Source organism: Rahnella variigena, from assembly GCF_003610915.1.
GTDB lineage: Bacteria > Pseudomonadota > Gammaproteobacteria > Enterobacterales > Enterobacteriaceae > Rahnella > Rahnella variigena.
On record NZ_NSDJ01000001.1, the window covers coordinates 1121853 to 1146690 of the forward strand.

General features: G+C 53.8%; 23 protein-coding genes. 13 read left to right on the top strand and 10 right to left on the bottom strand.

The features are described from left to right. Both CKQ54_RS05185 and CKQ54_RS05190 read right to left on the bottom strand, forming a co-directional pair. Positions 1-1431: an amidohydrolase family protein gene (locus CKQ54_RS05185; RefSeq protein ID WP_120162206.1), complete on the bottom strand. Its 1431-nt coding sequence runs from the start codon at positions 1429-1431 to the stop codon at positions 1-3. A 94-nt stretch (positions 1432-1525) separates the two neighbouring features. Then, the gene (locus CKQ54_RS05190) at positions 1526-2380 is read right to left on the bottom strand and encodes a LysR family transcriptional regulator (RefSeq protein ID WP_120162205.1); all 855 of its coding nucleotides are present in this window, start codon (positions 2378-2380) and stop codon (positions 1526-1528) included. A gap of 256 nt (positions 2381-2636) precedes the next feature. On the opposite strand from CKQ54_RS05190, the gene hpxO reads away from it, so the two are divergent. Both hpxO and CKQ54_RS05200 read left to right on the top strand, forming a co-directional pair. Then, positions 2637-3794 carry an FAD-dependent urate hydroxylase HpxO gene (gene hpxO, locus CKQ54_RS05195; RefSeq protein ID WP_120162204.1) on the top strand — a complete coding sequence of 386 codons (1158 nt, stop codon included), beginning with the start codon at positions 2637-2639 and terminating at the stop codon, positions 3792-3794. A 127-nt stretch (positions 3795-3921) separates the two neighbouring features. Beyond that, positions 3922-5508 carry a hypothetical protein gene (locus CKQ54_RS05200; RefSeq protein ID WP_120162203.1) on the top strand — a complete coding sequence of 529 codons (1587 nt, stop codon included), beginning with the start codon at positions 3922-3924 and terminating at the stop codon, positions 5506-5508. A gap of 61 nt (positions 5509-5569) precedes the next feature. Here the strand turns inward: CKQ54_RS05200 and CKQ54_RS05205 are convergent, their stop codons facing one another. Beyond that, entirely contained in the window at positions 5570-6061 is a 492-nt protein-coding gene (locus tag CKQ54_RS05205) for a hypothetical protein (RefSeq protein WP_120162217.1), read from the bottom strand. A gap of 55 nt (positions 6062-6116) precedes the next feature. Next, positions 6117-7019, bottom strand: coding sequence for a LysR family transcriptional regulator (locus tag CKQ54_RS05210; protein WP_120162202.1), 903 nt, complete (start codon positions 7017-7019; stop codon positions 6117-6119). 120 nt (positions 7020-7139) lie between these two features. Here CKQ54_RS05210 and CKQ54_RS05215 point away from each other — a divergent pair, with 120 nt between their 5' ends. From CKQ54_RS05215 to CKQ54_RS05225, 3 genes are all read left to right on the top strand, one after another. Continuing rightward, on the top strand, positions 7140-7880 hold the full coding sequence (locus CKQ54_RS05215; RefSeq protein WP_120162201.1) for an SDR family oxidoreductase: 741 nt from the start codon (positions 7140-7142) through the stop codon (positions 7878-7880). A gap of 116 nt (positions 7881-7996) precedes the next feature. Beyond that, a complete protein-coding gene (locus tag CKQ54_RS05220; RefSeq protein ID WP_244220168.1) occupies positions 7997-8251 on the top strand; it encodes an AbrB/MazE/SpoVT family DNA-binding domain-containing protein in 255 nt (84 codons plus the stop codon). Then, positions 8251-8595, top strand: a complete 345-nt coding sequence (locus CKQ54_RS05225; RefSeq protein WP_120162200.1) for a type II toxin-antitoxin system PemK/MazF family toxin — start codon at positions 8251-8253, stop codon at positions 8593-8595. Before CKQ54_RS05220 ends, CKQ54_RS05225 begins: the two co-directional genes overlap by 1 nt. Before the next feature lie 7 nt (positions 8596-8602). Here CKQ54_RS05225 and CKQ54_RS05230 read toward each other — a convergent pair whose 3' ends face one another. Further along, on the bottom strand, positions 8603-9502 hold the full coding sequence (locus CKQ54_RS05230) for a DMT family transporter (RefSeq protein WP_120162199.1): 900 nt from the start codon (positions 9500-9502) through the stop codon (positions 8603-8605). A gap of 188 nt (positions 9503-9690) precedes the next feature. Between CKQ54_RS05230 and CKQ54_RS05235 the strand changes: the two genes are divergently transcribed. The 3 genes from CKQ54_RS05235 (at position 9691) to CKQ54_RS05245 (ending at position 11846) form a co-directional block, all read left to right on the top strand. Continuing rightward, entirely contained in the window at positions 9691-10569 is an 879-nt protein-coding gene (locus CKQ54_RS05235; protein WP_120162198.1) for an AraC family transcriptional regulator, read from the top strand. 85 nt (positions 10570-10654) lie between these two features. After that, positions 10655-11188, top strand: coding sequence for a GNAT family N-acetyltransferase (locus CKQ54_RS05240; protein WP_120162197.1), 534 nt, complete (start codon positions 10655-10657; stop codon positions 11186-11188). 34 nt (positions 11189-11222) lie between these two features. Continuing rightward, a complete protein-coding gene (locus CKQ54_RS05245; protein WP_120162196.1) occupies positions 11223-11846 on the top strand; it encodes a glutathione S-transferase family protein in 624 nt (207 codons plus the stop codon). Positions 11847-12072: 226 nt separating this feature from the next. On the opposite strand, the gene CKQ54_RS05250 is transcribed toward CKQ54_RS05245, so the two are convergent. Further along, on the bottom strand, positions 12073-13188 hold the full coding sequence (locus CKQ54_RS05250) for an SDR family oxidoreductase (RefSeq protein ID WP_120162195.1): 1116 nt from the start codon (positions 13186-13188) through the stop codon (positions 12073-12075). Between the two features lie 453 nt (positions 13189-13641). Between CKQ54_RS05250 and CKQ54_RS05255 the strand changes: the two genes are divergently transcribed. Further along, entirely contained in the window at positions 13642-14499 is an 858-nt protein-coding gene (locus CKQ54_RS05255) for a PA4780 family RIO1-like protein kinase (RefSeq protein ID WP_120162194.1), read from the top strand. 3 nt (positions 14500-14502) lie between these two features. Here the strand turns inward: CKQ54_RS05255 and modA are convergent, their stop codons facing one another. The 3 genes from modA to CKQ54_RS05270 all read right to left on the bottom strand — a co-directional run bounded on the left by modA (position 14503) and on the right by CKQ54_RS05270 (position 17108). Next, positions 14503-15243: a molybdate ABC transporter substrate-binding protein gene (gene modA / locus CKQ54_RS05260; RefSeq protein ID WP_120162193.1), complete on the bottom strand. Its 741-nt coding sequence runs from the start codon at positions 15241-15243 to the stop codon at positions 14503-14505. A 47-nt stretch (positions 15244-15290) separates the two neighbouring features. Next, positions 15291-16379, bottom strand: a complete 1089-nt coding sequence (locus CKQ54_RS05265; RefSeq protein ID WP_120162192.1) for an ABC transporter substrate-binding protein — start codon at positions 16377-16379, stop codon at positions 15291-15293. 96 nt (positions 16380-16475) lie between these two features. After that, entirely contained in the window at positions 16476-17108 is a 633-nt protein-coding gene (locus CKQ54_RS05270) for a LysE family translocator (protein WP_120162191.1), read from the bottom strand. 156 nt (positions 17109-17264) lie between these two features. Between CKQ54_RS05270 and CKQ54_RS05275 the strand changes: the two genes are divergently transcribed. Both CKQ54_RS05275 and CKQ54_RS05280 read left to right on the top strand, forming a co-directional pair. After that, positions 17265-18068, top strand: a complete 804-nt coding sequence (locus CKQ54_RS05275; protein WP_120162215.1) for an inositol monophosphatase family protein — start codon at positions 17265-17267, stop codon at positions 18066-18068. 246 nt (positions 18069-18314) lie between these two features. Continuing rightward, on the top strand, positions 18315-19877 hold the full coding sequence (locus CKQ54_RS05280; RefSeq protein WP_120162190.1) for a methyl-accepting chemotaxis protein: 1563 nt from the start codon (positions 18315-18317) through the stop codon (positions 19875-19877). A 16-nt stretch (positions 19878-19893) separates the two neighbouring features. Here the strand turns inward: CKQ54_RS05280 and CKQ54_RS05285 are convergent, their stop codons facing one another. Next, on the bottom strand, positions 19894-21990 hold the full coding sequence (locus CKQ54_RS05285; protein WP_120162189.1) for a putative bifunctional diguanylate cyclase/phosphodiesterase: 2097 nt from the start codon (positions 21988-21990) through the stop codon (positions 19894-19896). Between the two features lie 266 nt (positions 21991-22256). On the opposite strand from CKQ54_RS05285, the gene CKQ54_RS05290 reads away from it, so the two are divergent. Beyond that, entirely contained in the window at positions 22257-22925 is a 669-nt protein-coding gene (locus CKQ54_RS05290) for a glutathione S-transferase family protein (RefSeq protein WP_113876701.1), read from the top strand. Between the two features lie 535 nt (positions 22926-23460). After that, a complete protein-coding gene (locus CKQ54_RS05300) occupies positions 23461-24828 on the top strand; it encodes an NCS2 family permease (RefSeq protein ID WP_113876702.1) in 1368 nt (455 codons plus the stop codon). The last annotated feature ends 10 nt before the right edge of the window (positions 24829-24838 follow it).

Below are 24838 nucleotides of genomic sequence, written 5' to 3' on the forward strand. Positions count from 1 at the left end.
TCACACTTTCCCAACAGCTCCAAACACTAATCTGCCCTGATGGAATGTCGCTTTCACCTCCGACACCCGCGCGACCGCTTCGGCGGAGCAGCTGGCGTCGACCAGGATCATTTCGGCGTTATCGTTCACCGCAGGCCACTGGCGTTTGCCGCTGTCGTCGAGCGGCAGGACGTTGCCGGTGGCGATAGCGAGGGAGCGCGTCAGGCCAAATTCGTCGGAGTTGCCGTAGAGCTGGGCGTAGAGGCTGGCTTTTTCCAGCATGCTGCCGGTACCGAACGGCGACCAGTGGTCGATTACACTGTCGGTGCCGGTCATAACAAATACGCCATTCTGGCTGAGCTGCGGCAGCGGCATGTTCAGTTTACCGAGCGGAATGGTGGAGGCGACGGTGAACTGCTGTTCGGCAAGCCCGTTGATTACCTCGTCGAGTTCTGCGCCCTGCATCATCGCCAGTGCGAAACCGTGGCTGAGCGTCACTTTGCCTTTCAGCTGCGGGTTTTTCTCCACCGTCTGAATCATGTATTTCACTGCCGCAATCCCTGCTGGCGTGGTTTCATGCAGATGAATATCCACGCCCTTGTTGGTATCGAGCGCAATCTGGAACATCGCGTCGAGGGATTTTTCCATCGCGCCGTCCACGTTGGTCGGATCCAGCCCGCCGACGTACTGCACGCCCATTTGCATCGCTTCGCGCATCAGGCCATCGACTTTTGAATGCAGTAAACCGTGCTGCGGGAACGCCACGATTTCACAACTGAAATCCTGTTGATGTTTTTCCAGCGCTATCTTCAGATGTTCAAGGCTTTTCAGGCCGCTGACCGGGTCGATATTGCAGTGGCTGCGCGCAACAGTCGTGCCTTTGGAATGCAGCAGGCCAATGATTGCTTCAGCGTGTTCCACCGATGTCGGTAACAGTTGGGGGATCAGCACCTGTTCGCGGGCAATCATGTCCATGATGGTTTTGCCTTTACGCGGGCGGGGTGCTTGCCATTTGCCGCCGTAGAAGGTCTTGTCGAGGTGAATATGCATGTCGCGTGTCGCGGGCAGCAGAAGTAATCCTCTGGCATCAAATGCAGGCAAGGTGCTGGCCGGGGCATCTTTTGCAGGCTGGATCGCCACGATTTTGCCGTTGTTGATTTCCAGGTTGTACAGCCCGGTTTGGGTGGCGACAACGATATCGCCTTCGCGCTCAAAACCCTCTTCCAGCCGCACATTGCGCAGCTGGTAATGCGGTGCAGAAATCGCGTTGATCTGGATGACATCGTCACATTTTTCGTCCAGCGCGCCCGCTTTAAACGGCGCGGCCGATGCGATTCCGGAGGACATTCCTGCGGTGAGCAATGCGCCGGTGGCGGTGATTTTGGCGCTATGAGAGAGAAAGTTTCTGCGGCTTTGTTGCTGAGGATTTTGCACGTCGAATTCCTTAATCATGATGCGGGAGGATGCTGTTTCCCTTTCACCCTAAAAGATATCGCCGGTTCCGGCTGCGATTTTTCCCACTGCCTGTCAGTGGGAAACGTAATGGCTAACTGAGCTGACAAAAATCTTTTAATTTTCCGGCCAGTGCGATTTGTGCCGGTGTTGCGTCGGGGCGATAAAACAGCGCGAGTTCGACGTTATTCACCGGCGGCAAGCCGCTTTCGGTGTCTAAAATCCGGTGTTCCGGCAGGCGGCAACTGGCAGGCAATAAGGTGACGCCCAGTCCGGCGGCACTTGCGGCGACCAGCGCCGCGAGGCTGGCGCTGCTGTAACTGATGCGCCAGCTGCGTCCGAGAGTATCCAGCGCCTGACACAGTTCTTCGCGGTATAACCCGTTGAGCGGAAACAGCACCAGCGGGATCGGATCCCGTTCAAACGCCGGAAACGCGGCGCTGTCGAGCCACTGCATCGGCTCGGGGCGCGAGGCATTGGCTTTCTCGCCGGAGAGTTGTTTCACCAGAATAATATCCAGCATCTCCTGCTGCCAGGTGCGGCGAAGTTCGTGGCTCAGGCCGCTGGTCACATCGAGGCGGATATGCGGATGGGCGCGGCTGAACTGGGCCAGCAACGATGTGGTGGCGGCGGCAAAATCTTCCGGCACGCCAAGACGCACCACGCCGTCCGGCCACTGGTCACTCAGCGCGTCGTGCGCTTCACCGTTCAGCGCGATAATCCGCCGCGCATAACCCAGCAACCGTTCGCCTTCTTCGGTGAGCTTAACCTGATGTGAAGTGCGTTCCAGCAGCGGCTTGCCCAGCGCCTCTTCCAGCCGGCGGATTTGCTGGCTGACGGTGGATTGCGAGAGATAAACGCGGTCGGCAGCACGGGTAAAACTACCGGTTTCGCAAACGGCGACAAAACTAAGCAACTGCTGCGGGCTGAACATCGGATAGCGATTCATTTTATAAATACTTATGTTTTATGTATTCAAAATATCAATACCATCCAGATTACCAACCTTCGCCCGTGCGCACCAGACTGGTTCATTGCATGCTGGTTGCGGCACGTTTGCTCCAAAAGTGCGCCTCGTTTTAGCGCATTCCGTTCACGCTTTGGCAGTGGTTGATTTCACTTAAGATTGACTACAAGGCTTTGGCGGTAAATCGTCTTTCTGGTACAGAAATTGCTTTTCCCTAAAGAGACTCAGGGGAGAAAATATGAAAGCGATCGTGATTGGTGGCGGTATTGGCGGTGTGTGTGCGGCGATTGCGCTGAAGCGTTTTGGTATCGAAACGGCGGTATACGAGGCAGTGAAAGAGATCAAACCGGTCGGCGCGGCGATCTCCATCTGGCCTAACGGCGTGAAGTGCCTGAATTATCTCGGCATGAAAGATGCGCTGCGCGAACTTGGCGGCAACATGCGTTTTATGGCGTACAAAGAATATCAGCAGGGTCAGACCATGACGCGTTTCAGTATGGATCCGCTGATCCAGAGCGTCGGCGAGCAGCCGTATCCGGTGGCGCGTGCGGAACTTCAGTCGATGCTGCTCGAGACGTATGGCCGCGATCAGGTGCAGTTTGGCAAGCGCGTGACGCATGTTGAAGGATCCGCCGACAGCGTGACCGCCTGGTTTGACGACGGCACGTCTGCGACCGGTGATTTACTGATTGCCGCCGACGGCACCCATTCTGTTATCCGCCAGCATGTTCTGGGCTATGCGACGGAGCGCCGCTACGCCGGTTACGTCAACTGGAACGGCCTGGTGGAAATCGACGAAAGCATCGCGCCTGCCGATCAATGGACGACGTTTGTCGGCGAAGGTAAACGCGTTTCGCTGATGCCGGTGAGCGGCAACCGTTTTTATTTCTTCTTTGATGTGCCGCTGCCGAAAGGTTTGCCGCAGGATCGCACCACCGTGCGCGAGGATTTGCAGGGCTACTTTGCGGGCTGGGCGGAACCGGTGCAGAAGCTGATCAGCCAGATCAATCCTGAAACCACTAACCGCGTCGAAATCCACGATATCGAACCCTTTATGCAACTGGTCAAAGGCCGTATTGCGCTGCTCGGCGATTCCGGTCACAGCACCACGCCGGATATCGGGCAGGGTGGTTGTGCGGCGATGGAAGACGCAGTCGTACTAGCGAATATGCTGCAAACCAATTCATTAGGCATTGAAGACGCATTGCTGCGTTATCAGGAAAAACGCGCATATCGCGTGAAGGATCTGGTTCTGAAAGCGCGTAAACGCTGCGATGTCACTCACGGCAAAGAAATGGCCGTGACCGAACAATGGTATGAGGATTTGAAAACTGAAACCGGTGAACGCATTCTTTCGGGAATGTGTGAAACCATTCTGGGCGGCCCACTGGAATAGCGCGGTGACTGGCAGGAAATAACTTTTTACACATCCTTAAAGTTTCCTGTGTTTTTGCCGAAAATAGCATCAGAAGGATCAAGGTATCCACTGGCGCTTTGACGCAAAAACATAGGGACTCATCAGGATGACAGTTATCTCTGCGACAGGTAATCAGACGCTTAATACGCTGGTTACGTCAACAAAATCACTGACGGCAGTCACTACTGCAGCCAGTCAGCAGCAGGCTTCAGCGACGCAATCCTCCGCAGTGATGATCGGCCAGACGGAATCTGCGTCGCCGGTATACAACATCACCAAACCGGCTCTGGTCTGGGAACGTTCTTCCAGTGATCTGATGTCTTCAAAGCTCGCATCCAATTTTAGCAACGCTGGCAATGCGGCGCGTTTTACCGGACTCGGTGCGGCGCTGCTTGAACGATTTACTACCGACAGCAGCAGTTATTCCCAGTCGGTGATGAAGCAGACTTCCGCTCAGTCAGCCAGTTCTGCGGCCAACGTCGCCGCCCAAACCCAGCTTCATACTAAAGCCGATAACCAGATAAGCCTGAGCATTAAAACCGCCAGCGGCGCGCTGGTGGATATCACGCTGGGCAGCGATGATGACGGTCTCGGCGTGCAGGTGAATGTCAGCAAAGGCACGCTCAGCGATGCCGATCGCAAAGCGCTGGCCGGTCTTGCAGAAGGTTTTCAGAAAGCGATTGATGGCCTGACGGCGCAGCCGCCGAAGCTGGATCTGAGCGGCCTGACAAAATTCGATACCTCGGTGCTGTCGTCGGTGGATTTACACGCCACGTTGGGCACCACCAATACCCAGACGCTGGATTTTCATGCTGATGCGAATACGCGCTCAGTCAAATCGACCGGTGTGGCTGGCACGGTAGATATCAGCGTGGACATGAGTCAACGCGCACTGCTGGGCACCGACAGCCAGCAGAAACAAGCGCTGAACAGTTATCTGAAGCAAATCAACAGCGCAGGTAATCGCGGCAATGCCGATGAATCGCTGATGGCCATGTTCAAAGATGCTTTTACCGCCCTGAACAGCAATTACGGCGATACGGCGACGACATACAAAACCCGTGGCTCAGAGCCGGTGTATTTCTCGCTGACCAAAACCGATAAAAACATGATGACGGGGCTGGCGGATTTCACGGCGTCCATCTCACAGACGCCGGTCGATACCACCAATCCGATGCGCCCGGACGAAACCGATACGTTCTCTTATCAGGTTTCTCAAACCAGCAGCATCACCGGTACGGGTACGCAGGATCGCAACATCACCCAGAAGCAGCAGTCGCATCTGGTCGCCAGTTACCATCAGTCGCTGACGCCGGGTTTACAGCTGAACCTGACCAGCGACCGGAATTCGCAGAATTACCTGTACTATCAGATTGATGATAAGTCAGAAAGCACCACCTCCGTGCAGTATCACAAAGGGGCGCTGGTGAGTGCGTCGGTCGATCAGTCGGCCAGCCACTTAACGCATATTCAGAAATATATGAAAGGCACCCTGGAGTCCGACACCACCACACCGGAATCTGTGTCGAAGACCACTGACCTGCTCGGCAAGCTGCAATCCGCCTGGGAAAATAATGCCCCGCGCATGTCGTTCCAGGATTACCTGAATCATCAGACCCTGCCTGATCTCAGCGGGATGGTACTGATGGAATCTGATCCTGCCCAGCTGAAAAATGGTTCTTCGTTCGTATAGCTGAAGTGATGTAAATGATGCAAAGCAGCCCCATCCGGGGCTGTTCTTTTCGCTTTAATGCTTACCTGGGTATCTCAAACTTCGTCCCTTTCACCACGATTTCATCAAATTGCAGATGATGCATAAATTCGCGCAAAATAAGCAGCGTGGCGGCGAAATCATTGCCGTCCGGGATGCCTTCGAAATGCGCAGGACGGCCATTAATCACCAGCGCCAGCCGGTCGAAAGTGCGTTCAACGGCGTCGAGGGATAAGGTCATGACTTCGTTTTCTGCTTCACCGGCAATGCGGGCCAGCGCACGGATATCGTTGTCTGTGCTGAACAGTTTGGCGCCCGGCGGAATGTCATGCCGGATACGGACCACTTCGTCCTCGACCACCATAATGGCGGTTTCCATTTCATCCGGTGTCGGCGGAGAATGGCGGAAATATCCGACGGATGTCAGTTGTGAGCCCAGTGTCAGGAGCAAACTTTTCTCTTGGTTATCATCACTACGGACGATAACTTGCGTCTCTTCGCTGCCGATATGCAGCAATACAGCAGATGTGGTCATCGGCATCTCCCAATCGTTAACGTTATGACGTCAGGCTTTCTGAGCAGAAAAACTATCATGTCAGATGCGGATCGCGCCGCGCAAATTCTTTCACCATCCAGTCGATAAACACCCGCACCCGTGGCGAAAGCTGGCGGTTACGCGGGTAAAGCAGGGAAACCGGTAACGTACCGGCCGGAAAATTAGTCAGGATCTGCACCAGACTTCCCTGCGCGAGATCTTCCAGCAGGCCGTAATGCGGCACCTGAATAATCCCCATTCCGCGCCGTGCCGCTTCTTTCATGCTTTCCGCGCCGTTGACCGACAAACTGGTCGGCAGCAGGATTTCACGCGTTTTGCCTTGGTCCTGAAACACCAATGGCAACAGGCCGCCGGTCGCACTGGAACGAAAACCAATCATCCGGTGACCAGCGAGATCGTCCGGGGTTTCCGGTATGCCAAAACGTTGCAGATAGTCCGGGCTGGCGCAGGTAATTTCCGGCAGCGTACCGAGCGGGCGCGCCACCATATCGCTGTCTTTCAGCTCACCGGCGCGGATCACGCAATCAATCCCTTCGCGCACCAGATCCACCAGCCGGTCGCCTTCGCTCATGTAAAACTCAATGTCGGGATACTGCGCCAGAAAATCCGGCAGTCCCGGCAGCAGAAAATGTCGCGCCAACGAACCGTGGACATCCACCCGCAATAACCCTTTCGGCTGGGCACCGGCAAAGGCCATTTCGGCATCTTCCACATCCGCCAGAATACGCAGACAGCGCTGGTAATAGGCTTCGCCATCCAGCGTCGGGCTGACGTGACGGGTGGTACGTTGCAAAAGCCGGATGTTCAGCCGCGTTTCCAGCTGCTTTATCGCATCGGTCACCGTCGAGCGCTTGAGGTTTAGCGCTTGCGCGGCCTGCGTAAAACTGCGCAATTCCACCACGCGGGTGAACAGCTGCATGCTGTCGAGTTTATCCATGCTGATTGTTCGCCTTTTCCGGATAGTGTTAACGAATATCAGGGAATTATCCGGCAGCGTCAATCGGCTACGCTTTCTTCATCGACGACGACTCCGAATCACTGAAAAAGGAAACACCTCATGACTTCATCTAAACAGAAAGTCGCGCTGGTCACCGGCGCATCCCGTGGTATTGGCGCGGCGATCGCAGAACGTCTGGCGCAGGACGGTTTTACCGTGATTGTTAACTATTCACGCGGTGCGGCAGAAGCTGACGCGGTGGTCAGTAAAATCGAACAGGCAGGCGGAAAAGCTATCAGCGCGCAGGCGGATGTCAGCGACGCTGCGGCGGTCAGCCGGATGTTTGCCAGCGCGGAACAGGCGTTTGGTGGTGTTGATGTGCTGGTGAATAACGCGGGGATCATGACGCTTTCCGCCATTGCCGACACAGACGATGCAGCGTTCGATCGCCTTATCGACATTAACCTGAAAGGCACTTTTAACACGCTGCGTGAAGCGGCGAAACATCTGCACGACGGCGGGCGAATCATCAATTTCTCATCGACCGTGGTTGGGTTATATCAGCCGACGTACGGCGTGTATGCCGCGACCAAAGCGGCTGTCGAAGCGCTGAGCCGCGTGCTCACCAAAGAAATGCGCGGACGCCAGATAACCGTCAACACCGTGGCGCCCGGCCCGACGGCAACGGATTTATTCCTCAACGGCAAATCGGATCAGCTGGTGGAAACCATCGCCAAAACCTCACCGCTTGAGCGCCTCGGCCAGCCGGAAGATATTGCCTCCGTCGTCGCCTTCCTCGCCGGTCCCGATGGCGCATGGGTTAACGGCCAGACGCTGAAGGCGAATGGCGGGATTATTTAACACTCCCGATTAACGCAGAAAGATAAAAAACCGGAATGCAGCTCGCAAAAGCCCGTATCAGTAATACTGCGACGGGCTTTTGGTTGTATACTCTTTGTAGATACAACGGTGGAGAAATGAACATGCGCACCCGGGCCACATTACAGAAATGGGGTAACAGCATCGCGTTAAGGCTGTCAGGAAATTTGAAGTCAATTCCACAATTTGAGGAAGGCGATGTCGTTGATATCGAGATTTCTGAAGAAGGGCTGCAAATTCGGAAAGCCGATAGGCAAAAGGTCACGGAGGCCAGCTTGTTATCGGGGCTGAGCGCGTATAATGCTCATGCTGATGAATTGGCAGAACCGACTGACAAGGAGCTTGATTACTAATGTATTTACCGAAGCGCGGGGATATTTGCTGGCTGGATTTCGAGCCCACCAAAGGAAAGGAAATAGGCAAATATCGACCGGCGCTGATCCTGTCTCATGAAACCTATAATCAGGTTACCGGTCTGGTGATTTGTATGCCGGTGAGCAGCAGCATCCGCGGCGCACCGACCGAGGTGCCGGTCAACAACCTGAGCGCACCTTGCGTCGTTGCCACCACGTTGATCCATACGATGGGCTGGCGGCACCGGCAGGCTAAGTTTATCGCTGTTGCCGAAGATGGCGTGTTTAACGATGTGCTTGCCCGGATTATTCCGCTGATTGGCGGTGAGAGCTTACTGGCCTGATATCAAATTACGCCGCCGCCTTCCTGAACACCCCCAGCCAGGCCGGGCGACAGAACATCACCAGATTGCCCAGCAGGATAAGCGCCAGCCCGATAACTGCATTGGCGTGCCACTGATAACCTTCATAAAACGTGGACACTGTCAGTGCGACCAGCGGGAACAGCAGGGTGCTGTAGGCCGCCTGACTGGCACCGATGCGCCCGACCAGCGTGAAGTAAATGCCGAAGGCCAGCACTGAGCCAAACACCGAAAGATAGACCAGCGAGCCGAGATAGTGCGGTGTCAGGTCGATGGCGAATGACGCGCCTTGTATCAGACTCAGTACGCCCATCACCGCGGTGCCGTAAAACATCGCGTAAGTATTGGTGGAAAGTACGTCCAGCCCGTGGCGCTGATGGCGTGAGCTGATCATGTTGCCGAGTGAGAATCCATAAGTGCCGAGCAGGCTGAGGCCGATGCCTTTAAGCAGTTCCGGCGCGATATGCGCGGCGCTGAGATCATGCCAGAACAGCGTGATAATGCCCGCCAGCCCGAGAATGGAGGCCGGAATTACTGCCGGTGCCAGCTTCTGGCGGAAAAACAGCATGCCGTTGAAGGCATTAAATAACACGGCCATTGAGAAGATCACCGACTCCAGCCCGCTGGAGATGTAAGCCGCTGCGTGATAGAAGCAGTAAAAATTGAAGCAAAAAACACAGCAGCCCTGAATCATGCAGAACAGATGATCTTTCAGCGCCAGGCGGCGCAACCGGCGCGTTGCCAGCAAAGCCAACAGCATGATCACAGCGGCCAGCAGGAAACGGTAGAAAATCGACACCGTCACCGGCACGTCGCCTTGTTGCAGATAGATGGCAAACCAGGTGGTGCCCCAGATAATTATCACCAGAATATAAAGCAAAGCGTTCATGGGTTTCTCTCACTCAAAAAGGTAATGGCTGAGAGAAGTCTGCCGGAAAGGGAGATTGCAGACTTTCAGCGACCTGCGCTGAGTTGCATATTCTTGCGCATTTTTTGCGGCGGCGGCCTGCAAAATGTGGCTCTGTGACGGTGAAAAACCGTAAACTGAACCTCTTCTTTCCTCCACACGGACATGCCATGACGAAGGTTTATCAGGCTTTTGAAACGCTGCGTCAGCACAAAGCGGTTCTGCATGACAGTGTGGAGCTGGGTTCCGGCATTCAGCTGGCGGCGTGGTCGAACAAAAATGACATCGTGAATCAGGAAAGCGCCGATCACCACACGCTGAGCCTGTACGTTGCCGACGGTTACGAGTGCTATCACAAAACCCGTGGCGGCTGGCGTAACGGCGGCGGGCCGGATCGCTTTTGTCTGATGCCGAAAGGCAGCATGTCGAGCTGGGACGTGCGCGACGACTTGTCGTTTGTACATCTGTACTGCTCCGACGACCATCTGCGGTATCTGGTCGAGCAAACCTGGGATCGCAGCCCGGCGGCAATTGAGCTGGAGGAACGCACGTTCGAAGAAGATCCGCAGATTACGCTGTTGTATCGCCACTTTTTGCTCAGCAGTCAGTGGCAGGAAAACAGCAATCAGCTGATGCTGAGCAGCACCGCCAATCTGCTACTGGCGCATCTGGTCAAAAATTATACCCATCTGCAATGGGCGCTGCCGACGGTGCGCGGCGGGCTGGCACCGCATATTCTCAATCGCGTGAAAGATTACATTCACACCCATCTGGCTGAGCCTTTATTGCTGCCGGAACTGGCTGCGCTGGGACAACTCAGCGAATTCCATTTTGCACGTATGTTCAGGCAAAGCATGGGGCTGGCGCCGCATCAGTACGTAATGAACGCCCGGCTGATCCACGCGGAAAATCTGCTGAAAACCAGCCAGATGAACATCACGGCTATCGCGCTTGAGTGCGGATTCAGTTCCACCAGTCATTTTAGTAACCGCTTTAAATCCGTCCGCGGCATCACGCCGTCGGCGCTGCGCGGCGGCATTATCGTCTGATTTTCATTCCGCGTTAAAACCCCTCTTCCGGTCTGTCTGATTCCAGTGCTAATTTAATGGAAATTCACTTTATTCAGGGAAAACCATGCTGACCCAGGCACCTGTTATTGAAACCGAACGTCTGATTTTACGCGCTCATCGCGTTGATGATTTTGAACATATTGCCGCGCAGTGGGCCGATCCTGCGGTGGTAAAATATATCGGCGGCACACCGTCGGATCGCGAAGCCAGCTGGAGCCGCCTGCTGCGTTATCCCGGCCACTGGCAGATGCTCGGTTTTGGTTACTGGATTGTGTTCGAAAAAACAAATGGTACAGAAGGCGCGTTTGCCGGCGAAATCGGTCTGGCGGATTATCAGCGTGACATTACTCCCTCGCTCAACGGCATGGCGGAAATGGGCTGGGTAGTTTCTCCGGCGTTTCACGGCAAAGGTTACGCGTTTGAAGCGGCGCAGGCGGTGATCCGCTGGGCTGAAACAAATCTGGATCGTCAGCTATGCTGCATTATTGCGCCGGAGCATCAGGCTTCAATTCGGCTGGCGGAAAAATGTGGTTTCGTGGCGAAAACCGACACCACTTATCACGGCTCTGACACGCGGATTTTTGTTCGTCCGTCGTGACCGGCCATCTGTGTTCTACCTGACAGGGGAAATCATGCTGAAGATTCTGGGTAAATCACCGTCGATCAATGTACGTAAAGTGTTGTGGACCTGCCATGAGCTGGGGCTGGATTACGAGCAGGAGCAGTTTGGTTCAGGTTTTCAGTCCACGCAGACAGCGGAATTTAAAGCGCTGAATCCGAATGCGATGGTGCCGGTGGTGCTCGACGGCGAGTTCGTGCTGTGGGAATCCAACGTGATTTGCCGGTATCTGGCGGCGCGGGAAGGGCGTGAAGATTTGCTGTCCTCTGACCCGAAACGCCGTGCGCTGACGGAACAGTGGATGGACTGGCAGGCCGGTGAGCTGAATAACGCCTGGCGCTATGCGTTTCCGGCGCTGGCGCGCAACAGTCCGCAACATCAGGATCCGGCGCTGATTGATGCCGGTGTCAGCGAATGGAATCGTCATATGCAGATGCTGGAAGAACAACTTCAGCGCAGCGGCGATTTCGTGCTGGGAGATAATTTTACGCTGGCGGATATTCCGCTCGGGCTGGCGGTGAACCGCTGGTCGATGACGCCGATGCCAGGTCCGGCGTTACCGGCAGTGACGGCGTATTACGACAGGCTGAATCAGCGCGAAGGTTTCAGGCTTTATGGCCGAAACGGCCTGGTATAATCCCCGTCATCCTTCACGCTGCTTCTGCGTTGGCTGCGTTACTCGGCCCATCCATGGGCCTCGCTCCTGAAGGAGCCGCTGCAAGCAGCGTTCCAGTCTGCTCCGTGCAGATTGGTCACTCACCCCGGTCACTTACTTATGTAAGCTCCCGGGGATTCATTCCGTTGCCGCCTTGATGCAGCGAGAATGATTGAGGGGAGTGTTTAATATTTAACAGACATCGGGTTTATTTAAAATCCACCCGCATCAGTTCACTGATAGATTGCCCACGGGTAGAGGAAACACATTTATCAATATAACTTTTAAAGGCAGCAGGTTTAGGAATGCCCATATTCAATAAGCGTGAGTTATCAAATTTCACGTTTAATTGGGCAAAGCCGCCGTAAAGTTTAATGGCGCGTAAAATAATTTTGTCATTACACGGGCCAAGCACATCTTTAAATTGCTTACGGATACCGGTGAAGTCCTGATAACTGATCTGCTCATATTCGCTGATAATCCGTGGCGCATTATTTGCTTTCGCCACAGAGGTATCAATTTCATGGAAGGGTGTACACATCTCTTCGCCGGAAGAAATATGATAAAAATTATGGCTGAGTTCGGTCGCCAGACATAATTTTGCCAGCACCATCGCACAATAATCTACCGGGATCACATCCACCTGGTCGTCGAGCGTACAGGTAAATTTCTTCAGTTTTATCGCCATCATAAAGACCCAGAAAATGCTGCTCGAAGGCTGGCAACCGTACTGGGTATGACCGACGATAATCGACGGACGTGCGACGATAAATGGCAGTGACGGACATTCTTCACGCACCAGATTCTCGATGGCGCGCTTGGACGCGGTATATTGCACCAGGTCTTCGTTCTGCTCGTTATCCGGCATCCCTTCATAGAATACGCTGTCTTTATCAGGCATTGAGGCCATCGCCGTGCCGACATGCACAAATCTTTGCAGCCCTTTGACCTGCGCCATGCGTTTGGCAAACACCAGCGAGCCTTCAACATTCACCCGCCACATGGCCGGATTATTACCGAATGAAGCTATAGCGGCACAGTTAATGACGTGCGTGACATTATCTAAACGCGGGTCATGAATAAAACTTTCCGGCTCAGCTAAGTCACCGGTTAATATTGACTGTTCGCTCAGTGAAGAAAGCTGTTCATCACTGAGTTCAAATTTCTTTAAGTTATCGATAATTCTGGCGAGTCCCGTCGTATTATCGTCAGCCCTGACTAAAAGTAATAGTTTATTTCTGGTGGTTAATTGCTGACGCAAGAAATATTCAACAACAGCTCCGCCAACGAAACCAGTGGCACCGGTAATTAATAGCGTGTTCATAATAGACAACCTGCAACGGGAAATTACCGGCACAGTACCACCAAAATTCTAAACGGAGCGTATACCATTTCATGCCGTTATTAAACCTCAGCTAAACAGCACGAAAAGCTCAAGTCAGAGGAAAAGTTCCGGCGATATGAAAATATAATAACTGGCAGGACTTATTTACAGTAAGAAATAATTATCAGGCGTGAAACAGTCATTTAAGTCAAATTCCCGGCGATGATGATCAGAGGGAAAACATCCACAATGTCCGTGTGCTTTTTTACGCAGAATGACAATAACTTGTGCGCAGAAAGTATCCACTCCATCGCCACTACGTTAAACTGTACTCCTGAAGGCAGTAAGCGATAAGGATCAAGAAAGGATGACGCGAACGGCGTGTCTGGTGTGTAATGAAGGGAATATTGCGCAGGTCATTCCCTCATGCGCTGAAATAAGGTACAAGGCTGCATGAAAATCCCAAATAGAATCCAACCTCTGGTGGATGACGGCCTGATTGATGATGTGGTCCGTCGACTGAAAAGTGGCAAAGAGGCCGACGTGTACACCGTTTTATGCGGTGAAGAGATCCGTTGTGCCAAGGTTTATAAAGAAGCGACACAGCGTAGCTTCAAACAGGCCGTACAGTATCAGGAAGGCCGTAAAGTCCGTAACAGCCGCAACGCGCGTGCGATGCAAAAGGGCACTAAGTTCGGACGCAAACAGCAGGAAGAGTCCTGGCAGACGGCGGAAGTCGATGCGCTGTTCCGCCTGGCGAATGCCGGTGTGCGCGTGCCGCAGCCTTACATTTGTCTCGATGGCGTGTTGCTGATGGAGTTAATCACCGACGCTGACGGTGTGGTCGCACCGCGCCTCAGTGATGTCATCCTTACCGAAGAAGAAGCCGTCGCTGATTTCGAAACCATGATCCGCAATATCGTGCGCATGTTGTGTGCCGGTATCGTGCATGGCGATTTATCAGAGTTTAACGTGCTGATGGATGCCGACGGGCCGGTGATTATCGACCTGCCGCAGGCCGTGGATGCCGCCGCCAATAACCATGCCGAATCGATGTTTGAGCGCGATGTGAATAACATGACCGAGTATTACGGTCAGTTCGCGCCGAAGTTGCTGGAAACGCGCTATGCCAAAGAGATCTGGGCATTGTACGAAGACGGCAAACTGACGCCGGAATCGCCGCTGACCGGCCTGTTTGCCGAAGATACGCATAAAGCCGATGTGGATTCCCTGCTGGATGAAATCATTGCCGCCGAAGATGAGTATTACGATCGTCAGCGGGCAATGAAGGAACGCGATTTAGATCATTAATCTTTATTCCGGCATCACCGAATGCTTTCCGCAAAAACCGGCGTTCTGCAAAATATGCTGGCCGGTTTCTGAAAGAATAAATTCCGCCAGCGGTTTGCCTTTTTCGGTGCAGGTGGCCAGCGCGTAGATGGCGCGGACATTGTAATCGGCCGGCACGTTGAACACTTCCAGCTCGTCATTTTCACGCAGCAGCGTGGCATAACTGGTATAGCCGATAAATACATCGGCTTGCCCGCTGCAAATCAGCCATTCCGCAGCCAGTTTTCCTTCCGGCACTTTTGCTGAATTTTCACCGCCCACCAGCCGTAAGGCTTTATTGCGCAGGGTTTCTCCAGCGCCCGGATGGCGACGCTCAATATTTTCAAACATCTGCCAGGTATAGTCGCCGGAAGGATCACTTTTTGGCGTCGAAGTCGCCAGCCGGAAACGCGAATCGAGCAGCACTTTCAGCCAGTTAAGTGTGTCCAGTTCCGGCACTTTACGCGCCGTCACGCACAAGCTGTTGCCGCAAAAACTGTCCACTGACAGCGCTTTACCATGCTGCTGTAAGGCCAGCGGGTGAGAAGTATTGGCGGAAGCAAACAGATCGACTTTCTCACCCTGTTCGATGCGTTCACGTAACAGCCCGGCAGGGCCGAATTCTGCAATTACTTTGGTGCCTGTTTTTTCCGTAAACGCTTCACACAACGGCTGCCATGCCCGGCGCAGGCTACCTGCGGCCAGCACTTTGATTGAATTTGTCATCAGGTCTCCTTGTCACATTGCCTCAACAATAAACGCCGGGGACGAGGTTATTTCCCCGCGCGCGCCGCCTCTGCCGCGGATTTAAAATCCGTCCGGTAGAAGCGCTGGTAATAAGCGTCTGCCTGTTTTTGCATATCGATATCGGCGAATTTTTGTGGATACAGTTTTTTCGCCATCCACAGTTCACCTATCGCCAGCGCTTCGGGCATCGGGTAGCCCCAGGCTTTGGCGTATTCCGGCATCAGATACACCCGATGATGTTTAACGGCATCAATACTTTGCCACTTCGGATCACTGTTGATCTGCCCGACCACTTCCGGATATCTGTCCTGCACGAAGATCACCTGTGGATCCCAGGCAATCACCTGTTCCATCGCCACTTGTTTAAAGCCTTTCACGGTCGCGGCGGCCACGTTCATCGCGCCGGCATGGGACATCATCAGGCCGGTATATTTACCGGAACCGTAAGTGGTCAGGTCGGGATTTGCCATGTATGTGCGGATCCGCTGTTCAGGCGGAATGCTTTTCAGACGTTCGGCGGTGAGCTTGCGCTCTGAAAAAGTATAGTCGATCAATGCCTGAGCCTGTTTCTGGTGATTAACCACTTCGCCAATCAGCGCGATACCTTTCTTCAGCCCTTCGGTGTACGCCTTATCGTCATCAGGCAGCACCGGATTCATTTTATGTTCTTCGCCTTTCGGATCGTCACGCAGTGAAATCGCGACGACCGCGATGCCGGTCTGGCTGATCTGGTCGATCATTTCCTGCGGCGCATAGTTGGTGACGAAAACCACCTGCGGATGCAGCGCGACCACGCTTTCCAGATTCACACTGGTCAGGTCACCCACTTCCGGCGTTTTCAGAAGCTCTGGTGCAAGACGTGCATAACCGCTGCCCAGTTGTTTCTGCCAGTTATTCAGCACGCCAACAATGTCTTTGGTGGCATCAAGCTGAACCAGCAGATTCAGGGTCTGATGTTGCAGAACGACCACGCGATCCACGTTATCGGGGATCGTGACCTGACGGCCTAACTGGTCAGTTATCTGGCGTGAAGCCAGAGCAGAAGGGGAGGCAAAGCTCAGGGCCAGCCCGAGCAAAGCGAGCGAAGGTAAAAAGCGGGATGATAATGCGCGCACGGATAAATCCTCTGGTTACGTTATGCAGGGGATTATATAGCGTTGACCGTTAAGTGAATATGATCGGTGATAAAGGACCGTTTTTATAAACCGAAGCTATTTGCGGCCGTCGAGCAGCATACGCACCGCCAGTCCGCCGAGAACCGCGCCCATAAACCAGCGCTGAAGTATCATCCACAACGGGCGTCCTGCGAGGAAAACGGCGATATAACCGGCAGAAAGGGCGATCAGAGCGTTTACCGTCGCACTGATCAGAATCTGCGAGCTGCCAAGAATCAGCGACTGTATCAGCACATGGCCCTGCTCTGGCACGATGAATTGCGGCAACAGTGTCAGATATAACACGGCAGCTTTCGGGTTCAGCAGGTTGGTCACCAGACCCATTGTGAACAGCTTTTTATTGCTGTCGCGCGGTAAATCTTTGACCTGAAACGGCGAGCGCCCGCCGGGTTTCACCGCCTGCCACGCCATATACAGCAGATATGCTGCGCCACCGATGCGCAATGCGTCATAAGCGAACGGCACCGCCATCACCAGCGCGGTAATACCGAGCGCGGCAAAAAGCATATAAAACAGAAAGCCCAGCACCACGCCGCCGAGCGAGATAAGACCGGCTTTTGGTCCCTGACACAATGAACGCGAAATCAGGTAGATCATGTTCGGACCGGGCGTTAACACCAGGCCAAGGCAAATCAGCAAAAACGGGATCCAGTGGGCGGCATCAGGCATGGCAATCTCCGGCGGAAAGCAGAAAAGTGAAGCACACAGATATAGAGTGTTTTGCGCTGTTTAAGCAAGCGTCAGGTTGTCATTTTTTATTCATCGATTCCGGTGCATTCTATGGAAATGACGTTTCTCCTTCAGACTGAATATTCAGGATTTATGATGACCAACACGACGATGTCCTCCCGTCTGGCGATGGCCAGTCAGATCGCGGCGCAGGCGGCTGAACTGGCGCTGGGCTTTTTTAACCGCCGGGACACCATTGAAGTCAGCAGCAAACGCACGCAGGATTTCGTCTCTGAGGCGGATGTGGCGGTCGAGCATTTTATCCGCCGTCAGCTTGCAGAGCATTTCCCGCAGGATGCCATCATCGGTGAGGAACTGGGCGGCGTGCTGACAGACGCGCCTTGCTGGGTGATCGACCCGATTGACGGAACCTCGAATTTCCTGCGCGGTTCGCCATTATGGGGCGTGTCGCTCGGCCTGGTGGAGAATAAAAAGCCGGTGATGGGCATTGTAGCGTTGCCGGTATTAAACGACCTGTTTGCAGCAGAATCCGGAAAGGGGATCTTCCTGAACGGAAAGCCATTCCGTCGCGATGACCGTTTTGGCGACGTGCAGATTGTGTCGCTGGGTGACAGCTCCGACGACAAACTGGACGAAGCTTCGGCATTCTATCGGGGGCTTCGCGCCGCAGACTGGTCGGTGCATTGTTATCGCTGTACGACCGTCGGCATGGTGTTTGCCGCCAAAGGCATTATCGACGGGCATCTGCAACGCCGCACGACGCTGTGGGACATTGCAGGAGGCGCCGTGCTGTGTCAGGAGGCCGGACTGCACACCTTGGTGAAATTCGCGAAAACGCCGGACGGTACCGACAATTACCGGCATATGGCAGTGGCAGCCGGAACCCCGAATCTGATGTCTGACATCGCGCCGTTATGGCCGGATTTTGAACCGCGCTGAAACTAAGTCGCCCCAAATATTGCATCGATATTGCCCTCGCGCCCTGAGAGGGCAAAAATCCCAATCTGCGTTGCAGATCATCTTTTTAGCCTCGCGGATAACATGAAAAATTTGTCCGGTAACCGTGGAATTACATTTTGAAAGCCAGTGTTTAACAAAATGAAATATAGTTTCATTTTGCCATAAAGTTCCCTTTTTTCCGGCCGTTATGAGAGTTTCCTTTCACTGACTTTCTGATGTGTCCAGATGAAAAAATTCACCAGTCTCTCTGTTCTTACCCGTTTACTCGGCGCTTTTGCCTTCGTGATGGCGCTGATGCTCACCCTTGCCGCCATGTCCGCCTGGTTGCTCAACAGCAGTAATCAGCAGATCGAAAACTACCGTGCCTATCGTCTTCCCGGTGTGCAATATCCGCTGGTGATGCGCGGCACACTGGCGGAATTACGCCTGCAGCAGGTGCAATACATTGCTTCGCCGCAAGGAGCGCCACGCGACGGGCATCGGATGGAAATTCAGCAAGCCGTCGATACCTTCAAGACCGCCGAAAATGCGTATCAGAAGCTGAACAGCGGAGGCAGTAAATCAGACCTCTTTAAGCAAATCGTCAGGAATTTCGAACAGTTTTCGCTGGCAAACGATGAAGTTATTGCAGCAGTGGAACGCAACGATATTGCGCAGGCCACACAAATCAGCGGTGACAATTCACGTAAATACCGCACCCAGCTGATGGCAGATCTGGCGAAGCTGGTCAGTGACGAACTTGCCAACAGCGAGAAGGCGGCCGCACAGACGCACCGCAGTTATCGGAATGCCAGTGTGATGTTTTTAGTGCTGGTCGCCGTGGCCTTTATTATTTCCCTGCTTATGGCGCTTTTGCTGGCACGAAATCTTATCACCCAGCTGGGCGGAGAACCGGCTTATGCGGCTTCGATTATGCATGAGATTTCGACCGGTAATCTGGCCGCCAAAATTGCCCTTAAGCCGGGAGATGAGAGCAGTTTGCTGGCTTCGCTGAATGCCATGAATCTCCAACTGAACAAAACCATTCATCAGATCATGCAGGGCAGCGAGTCGATAAATCACGCCGCCAGTGAAATTGAGCAGGGCAACGTCGATCTCTCGCAGCGCACAGAAGAGCAGGCGGCATCGCTGGTACAAACCAGTTCGAATATGCAGAACCTGACGGCGACCGTCAGCCAGAATGCTGAGAATGCGCGGCAGGCCAGCCAGCTGGCACACGAAACCTCGAAAACGGCCTCGCAGGGCGGGGCGATTGTCAGCGGTATGCAGGCGCATATGCGCGATGTCTCCGGCAGCTCCAGCGAAATCATTAATATTATCAGCGTCATTGAAGGCATCGCTTTTCAGACCAATTTACTGGCGCTCAATGCCGCCGTGGAAGCGGCACGCGCGGGGACGCAGGGTAAAGGTTTTGCGGTTGTGGCGAGTGAAGTCCGCGTGCTGGCACAGAAAAGCGGGCAGGCGGCAAAAGAGATTAAAGATCTTATTCAGGACACGGTGAGTAAAATTTCCGAAGGTTCAGATCAGGCCGATCGTGCCAGTAAAGCGATGAGCGAAATCGTGATTTCGGTGAATAAGGTGGCGGAGATTGTGAGTGAAATTTCGACCGCCAGTTCGGAGCAACACAGCGGGATCCATGAAGTGGGGATTGCGGTCGGTCAGATGGATCAGGTGACGCAGCAAAATGCGGCGCTGGTTGAACAGGCTGCTGCTGCCGCGCAATCGCTGACGGAACAAAGCGTCGAACTGCGCAACGCTGTGCGATTTTTCCGCACAGCGACCGCGTGATGTACGACGCCCTGGGTTAGTCAGGTTTATGATTGATGGAGAGCTGCGGTTCCCAGTCGGTATCGGGATGCTGGGCAATCTGTTGCGGTGTCATCGGACGTCCCAGCAGATAGCCCTGCAACGTGTCGCAACCCAGCTGCGTCAGGAAATCCTGCTGCTGGGTGGTCTCCACGCCTTCGGCCACCACTTTCAGATTAAGGGTCTGGCCCAGAGCGATAATCGCCGCCACAATGCTGGCATCTTCGCTGCCGGCGATCAGGTCATTGATAAAGGCCCCGTCGATTTTCAGTTCGCTGGCCGGCAGACGCTTCAGATACAACAGGCTGGAATAGCCGGTGCCGAAATCGTCAATCGAGGCCTTCACACCGTACTGGGTCAGGCGTTCGAGAATTTCTACGCTGACGTCCGGATTGCGCATTGCAGTGGTTTCGGTGACTTCCAGCGTCAGCATTTCCGGCGGGATTTGATGACGTTTAATCGTGTCAATCACCATTTCGACCAGATTCGACTGCTCAAATTGCAGCGTGGACAGATTGACCGCCACCGTCCAGGTGGTGTGTCCTTGCAGATGCCATTCGCGCAGCTGGCGGCAGGCTTCATTCAGCACCCATTCGCCAATCGGAATGATCAGACCGGTTTTCTCTGCCAGTGGCAGGAACACATCCGGGCTCAGCGTTTTGCCGTCACGCTCCCAGCGCAGCAGCGCCTCGAACCCGCTGACCGGCCCGTAAGGCGCGATAAATTTCGGCTGATAGTGCAAACGCAGTTCATGGTGCTCAATAGCCAGACGCAAATCATTGAGCATCTGCAGCTGGTTTTGCGCATTGGCATTCATCGAAGGCTGAAAGAAACTGTGCCCGTTGCGGCCTGAATTTTTGGTGTGATACATCGCAGCGTCAGCATTGAGCATCAGCTCGCGCTCATTTTCGCCGTCGCCCGGATATACCGCGATACCGACACTGGCGGACACCAGCAGTTCGTAGCGGGACACGTAAAACGGACGGGCAATCAGATGCACCAGTTTATCGGCTAACTGAGAAGCGTCTGTCGGTTCAGCGATTTCCACCAGCAGGACAAATTCATCACCGCCGAGACGTGCCAGCGTGTCTGTCGCGCGCAGCTGGGATTTCAGCCGCTCAGTGACAGAAATTAACAGCTGATCGCCGATGTGATGGCCAAAAGCATCGTTAACGGCTTTGAACCCGTCGAGATCTATAAACAGCACCGCAAACTGAGATTCTCCCCGCGAGGCTTTCTGAAACGCCTGGCTGAGGCGATCTTCCAGCAACAGGCGGTTCGGCAAACGGGTGAGATTGTCGTGCAGCGCCAGCTGAGTCAGCTCGCGGTTAGCCTGCGCCAGCGACGACGCCAGAATCGACGTGCGCGCCTGCATCCGGCCATCAAGAATAGAAATAATCAGGGTGATCGCCAGAATAGCCAGCGTCACCACAATCACCAGCAGCGCCAGCCAGTTGTTATCCACGCCGCTGAAGGCCGCCATGCTATGGCTGTCCATGGGGAATTGCGCAGCGGCCATACCGATATAGTGCATACCAACAATCGCCGTGCCCATCACCACGGCGGCACTGATGCGCAACAGACGCACATTCGGCGATTGCTGGCGCAGATGGAACGCCATCCACAGTGCTGCGCCGGAGGCAACAATGGCGACCACGACGGATAATGTGACCCAGCGGAAGTCATAAACAATCGGCGGCATCATCAGCATCGCTGACATTCCGGTGTAATGCATGGCCGCAATGCCGCCACCCATCAGTAACGCGCCCGCCAGCAATCGCCGCAGCGGCAACTCATGCAGGCATACCAGCCAGAGCGCAAACGCCGAGGAAATAATCGCAATCAGCATGGAAAGCAATGTAATGACCGGGTCGTAACCCATTGGCATAGAGGAATTAAAAGCCAGCATGCCGATGAAATGCATGGACCAGATACCGATGCCCATTGCAATGGCACCACCAATTAACCAAAGCCGGGAAGCCCTTCCCTCCGTGGTGGCAACCCGGCCAGCCATATCAAGCGCGGTATAAGAGGCAAGCATTGCAACAATGAACGAAAACATGACAAGCACATTGTTGTAATTACTGGAAAACATGTAAGGCTCCACAAACATAGAGTCGAAAGCGACGGGCTGATTTTTATCCGGCGATAATGGCATTAAGAATTATTAAAGGCGAATGAAGTTACGATAATTTTTTTCGTGTAATTAAGATTAATCCGTAAGTGATTTTAATCAAATAAAAAGATTTTGGCGGTATTAATCCGGATAAAAGAAAGGGTTTTTAAACGAATGTGATACGGCCTGCGAAACCGTTGTCTATAGTTAACAAATAATTAAATACGACAGGGCAGAAGACGTTTATGTTAACAGTTCATCATTTGGATAACTCCCGATCACAGCGAATCTTATGGATGCTCGAAGAACTGAGCGTACCTTATGAAATCAAACAGTATCAACGTGATAAGAAATCCATGCTGGCACCGGAATCGCTGAAAAAGGTGCATCCTCTCGGCAAATCACCGGTACTGGAAGATAACGGCATGATCCTTGCGGAATCCGGCGCCATTATTGAGTATCTGCAGGAAGTGTACGATGAGGCAGGCACGCTGAAACCGACGGCGTTCGCGGAGCGCCAGCAGTATCGCTACTGGATGCATTATGCGGAAGGTTCGCTGATGCCGCTGCTGGTCATGAAGCTGATTTTCAGCCGTTTAGGCAAGCCGCCAATGCCGTGGCTGATCCGCCCGATTGCCGGTGCGATCGGACAGGGCGTGCAGAAAAACTATCTGGATAAACAGATTTATACCCATATGGATTATCTGGAACAACATCTGACCACGCATCCTTATTTCGCGGGTTATCAGTTCAGCGCAGCGGACATTCAAATGAGTTTCCCGGTAGAAGCAATAAACGCCCGTACCGGTCTGGGAAAATACCCACATTTAAATGCATGGCTTTCCAATGTGACAGCCCGACCGGCTTATCAGCGGGCTCTGGAAACCGGTGGCCCTTTGAATATCCTGCGTTAATTGTTTTTAAGTCAGCGGAAAATATAAAGGGAAACGTTTTGGTTTTTTATCGCCGGAACGTATTCCCTTTTTATATTTCATAGCGGGCTCTTTGCGGGTGTGAAATTTGCGCAATGAACGCCATCAGAAAATAAACCTTAATAAACGTCCTGTTATTTTTATCTCCGGTCTTTTACCTCCCGGCATAGCCTATTCATCCTGATTTGCTGTCTCTCTTTCTCATCGCCGCGAAGCGCGTGCGCAACCGTTACCGCACAGCAAATCGCCAGACGGACAGATTTGCACCACAACCGCGTTTTTATTGACCAGACAACGGTAAATTGTCGTCATTCGCAGTTGAAAAGGTGAGGTTAAAGGCCGGATAATCGTTTGCGTTAATTTTTGTCCCGCCATACGCGATGCGAGTTAAACGTTTGCCTTGCCGTTCTGACGCCCGTTTCGGCGATTTCAGGCGACAAATAGGGAAGTGAACGTGCAGAAACGGTTTCATAATGACCACGCCGGCTAATCAGCAGAGACATTCAGAGGAATTTTCATGTCGAGTCAACACACTCAGACGGGCAGCGCCGTTGCGCCAAAGGGCCCGTTTGATGCTTTTTTCAAAATCAGTGCGCGTGGCAGTAACGTTCGCCAGGAAGTGATCGCCGGCTTAACGACGTTTCTGGCGATGGTGTATTCGGTCATCGTTGTGCCATCAATGCTCGGCAAAGCGGGTTTCTCGCCAAGCGCCGTGTTTGTCGCGACCTGCCTGGTGGCCGGTTTCGGCTCCCTGCTGATGGGGCTGTGGGCTAATCTGCCGCTGGCTATTGGTTGCGCCATCTCTCTGACTGCCTTTACCGCCTTTAGTCTGGTGCTCGGCCAGCACATCAGCGTGCCGGTTGCCCTCGGCGCGGTATTCCTGATGGGCGTATTGTTCACCATTATCTCGATGACCGGCATCCGGTCGTGGATTTTGCGCAACCTGCCAACGGGCGTTGCGCACGGAACCGGCATCGGTATCGGCCTGTTCCTGTTGCTGATCGCGGCCAACGGCGTCGGTCTGGTGGTGAAAAACCCGCTGGACGGTTTACCTGTCGCGCTCGGCGCCTTTACTTCTTTCCCGGTGATCATGACATTGCTCGGACTGGCGGTGATTTTTGGCCTTGAGAAACTGCGTGTGCCCGGCGGCATTTTGCTGGTGATTATCGCGATTTCCATTATTGGTCTGATTTTCGATCCTGCCGTGAAATATCAGGGTTTGTTCGCGATGCCTTCTCTGGCAGGTGCTGACGGCAAATCGGTGATTTTCGATCTCGACATCATGGGCGCGCTGAAAGCGGCAGTATTACCAAGCGTTCTGGCGCTGGTGATGACCGCGGTGTTTGATGCTACCGGCACCATCCGCGCAGTGGCAGGTCAGGCAAATTTACTGGATGAAAACGGCCAGATCATCAGCGGCGGCAAAGCGCTGACCGCAGACTCCGTGAGCAGCATTTTCGCCTCACTGGTTGGCGCATCACCGGCAGCGGTTTACATCGAATCGGCAGCCGGTACTGCAGCGGGCGGCAAAACCGGCCTGACCGCGACGGTCGTCGGCGTGCTGTTCCTGCTGATGTTGTTCCTGTCTCCGTTGTCTTATCTGGTGCCGGCATACGCTACCGCACCGGCACTGATGTACGTGGGTCTGCTGATGCTCAGCAACGTGACCAAACTGGATTTCACCGATTTCGTCGATGCGATGTCAGGATTGCTGTGCGCGGTGTTTATCGTGCTGACCTGTAACATCGTGACCGGCATTATGCTCGGTTTCAGCTCGCTGGTGATTGGCCGTATTTTCTCCGGCGAATGGCGGAAGCTGAACGTGGGCACGGTGGTGATCGCCGTGGCGCTGGTGGTGTTTTATGCGGGCGGCTGGGCGATTTGATGCCAGGCCG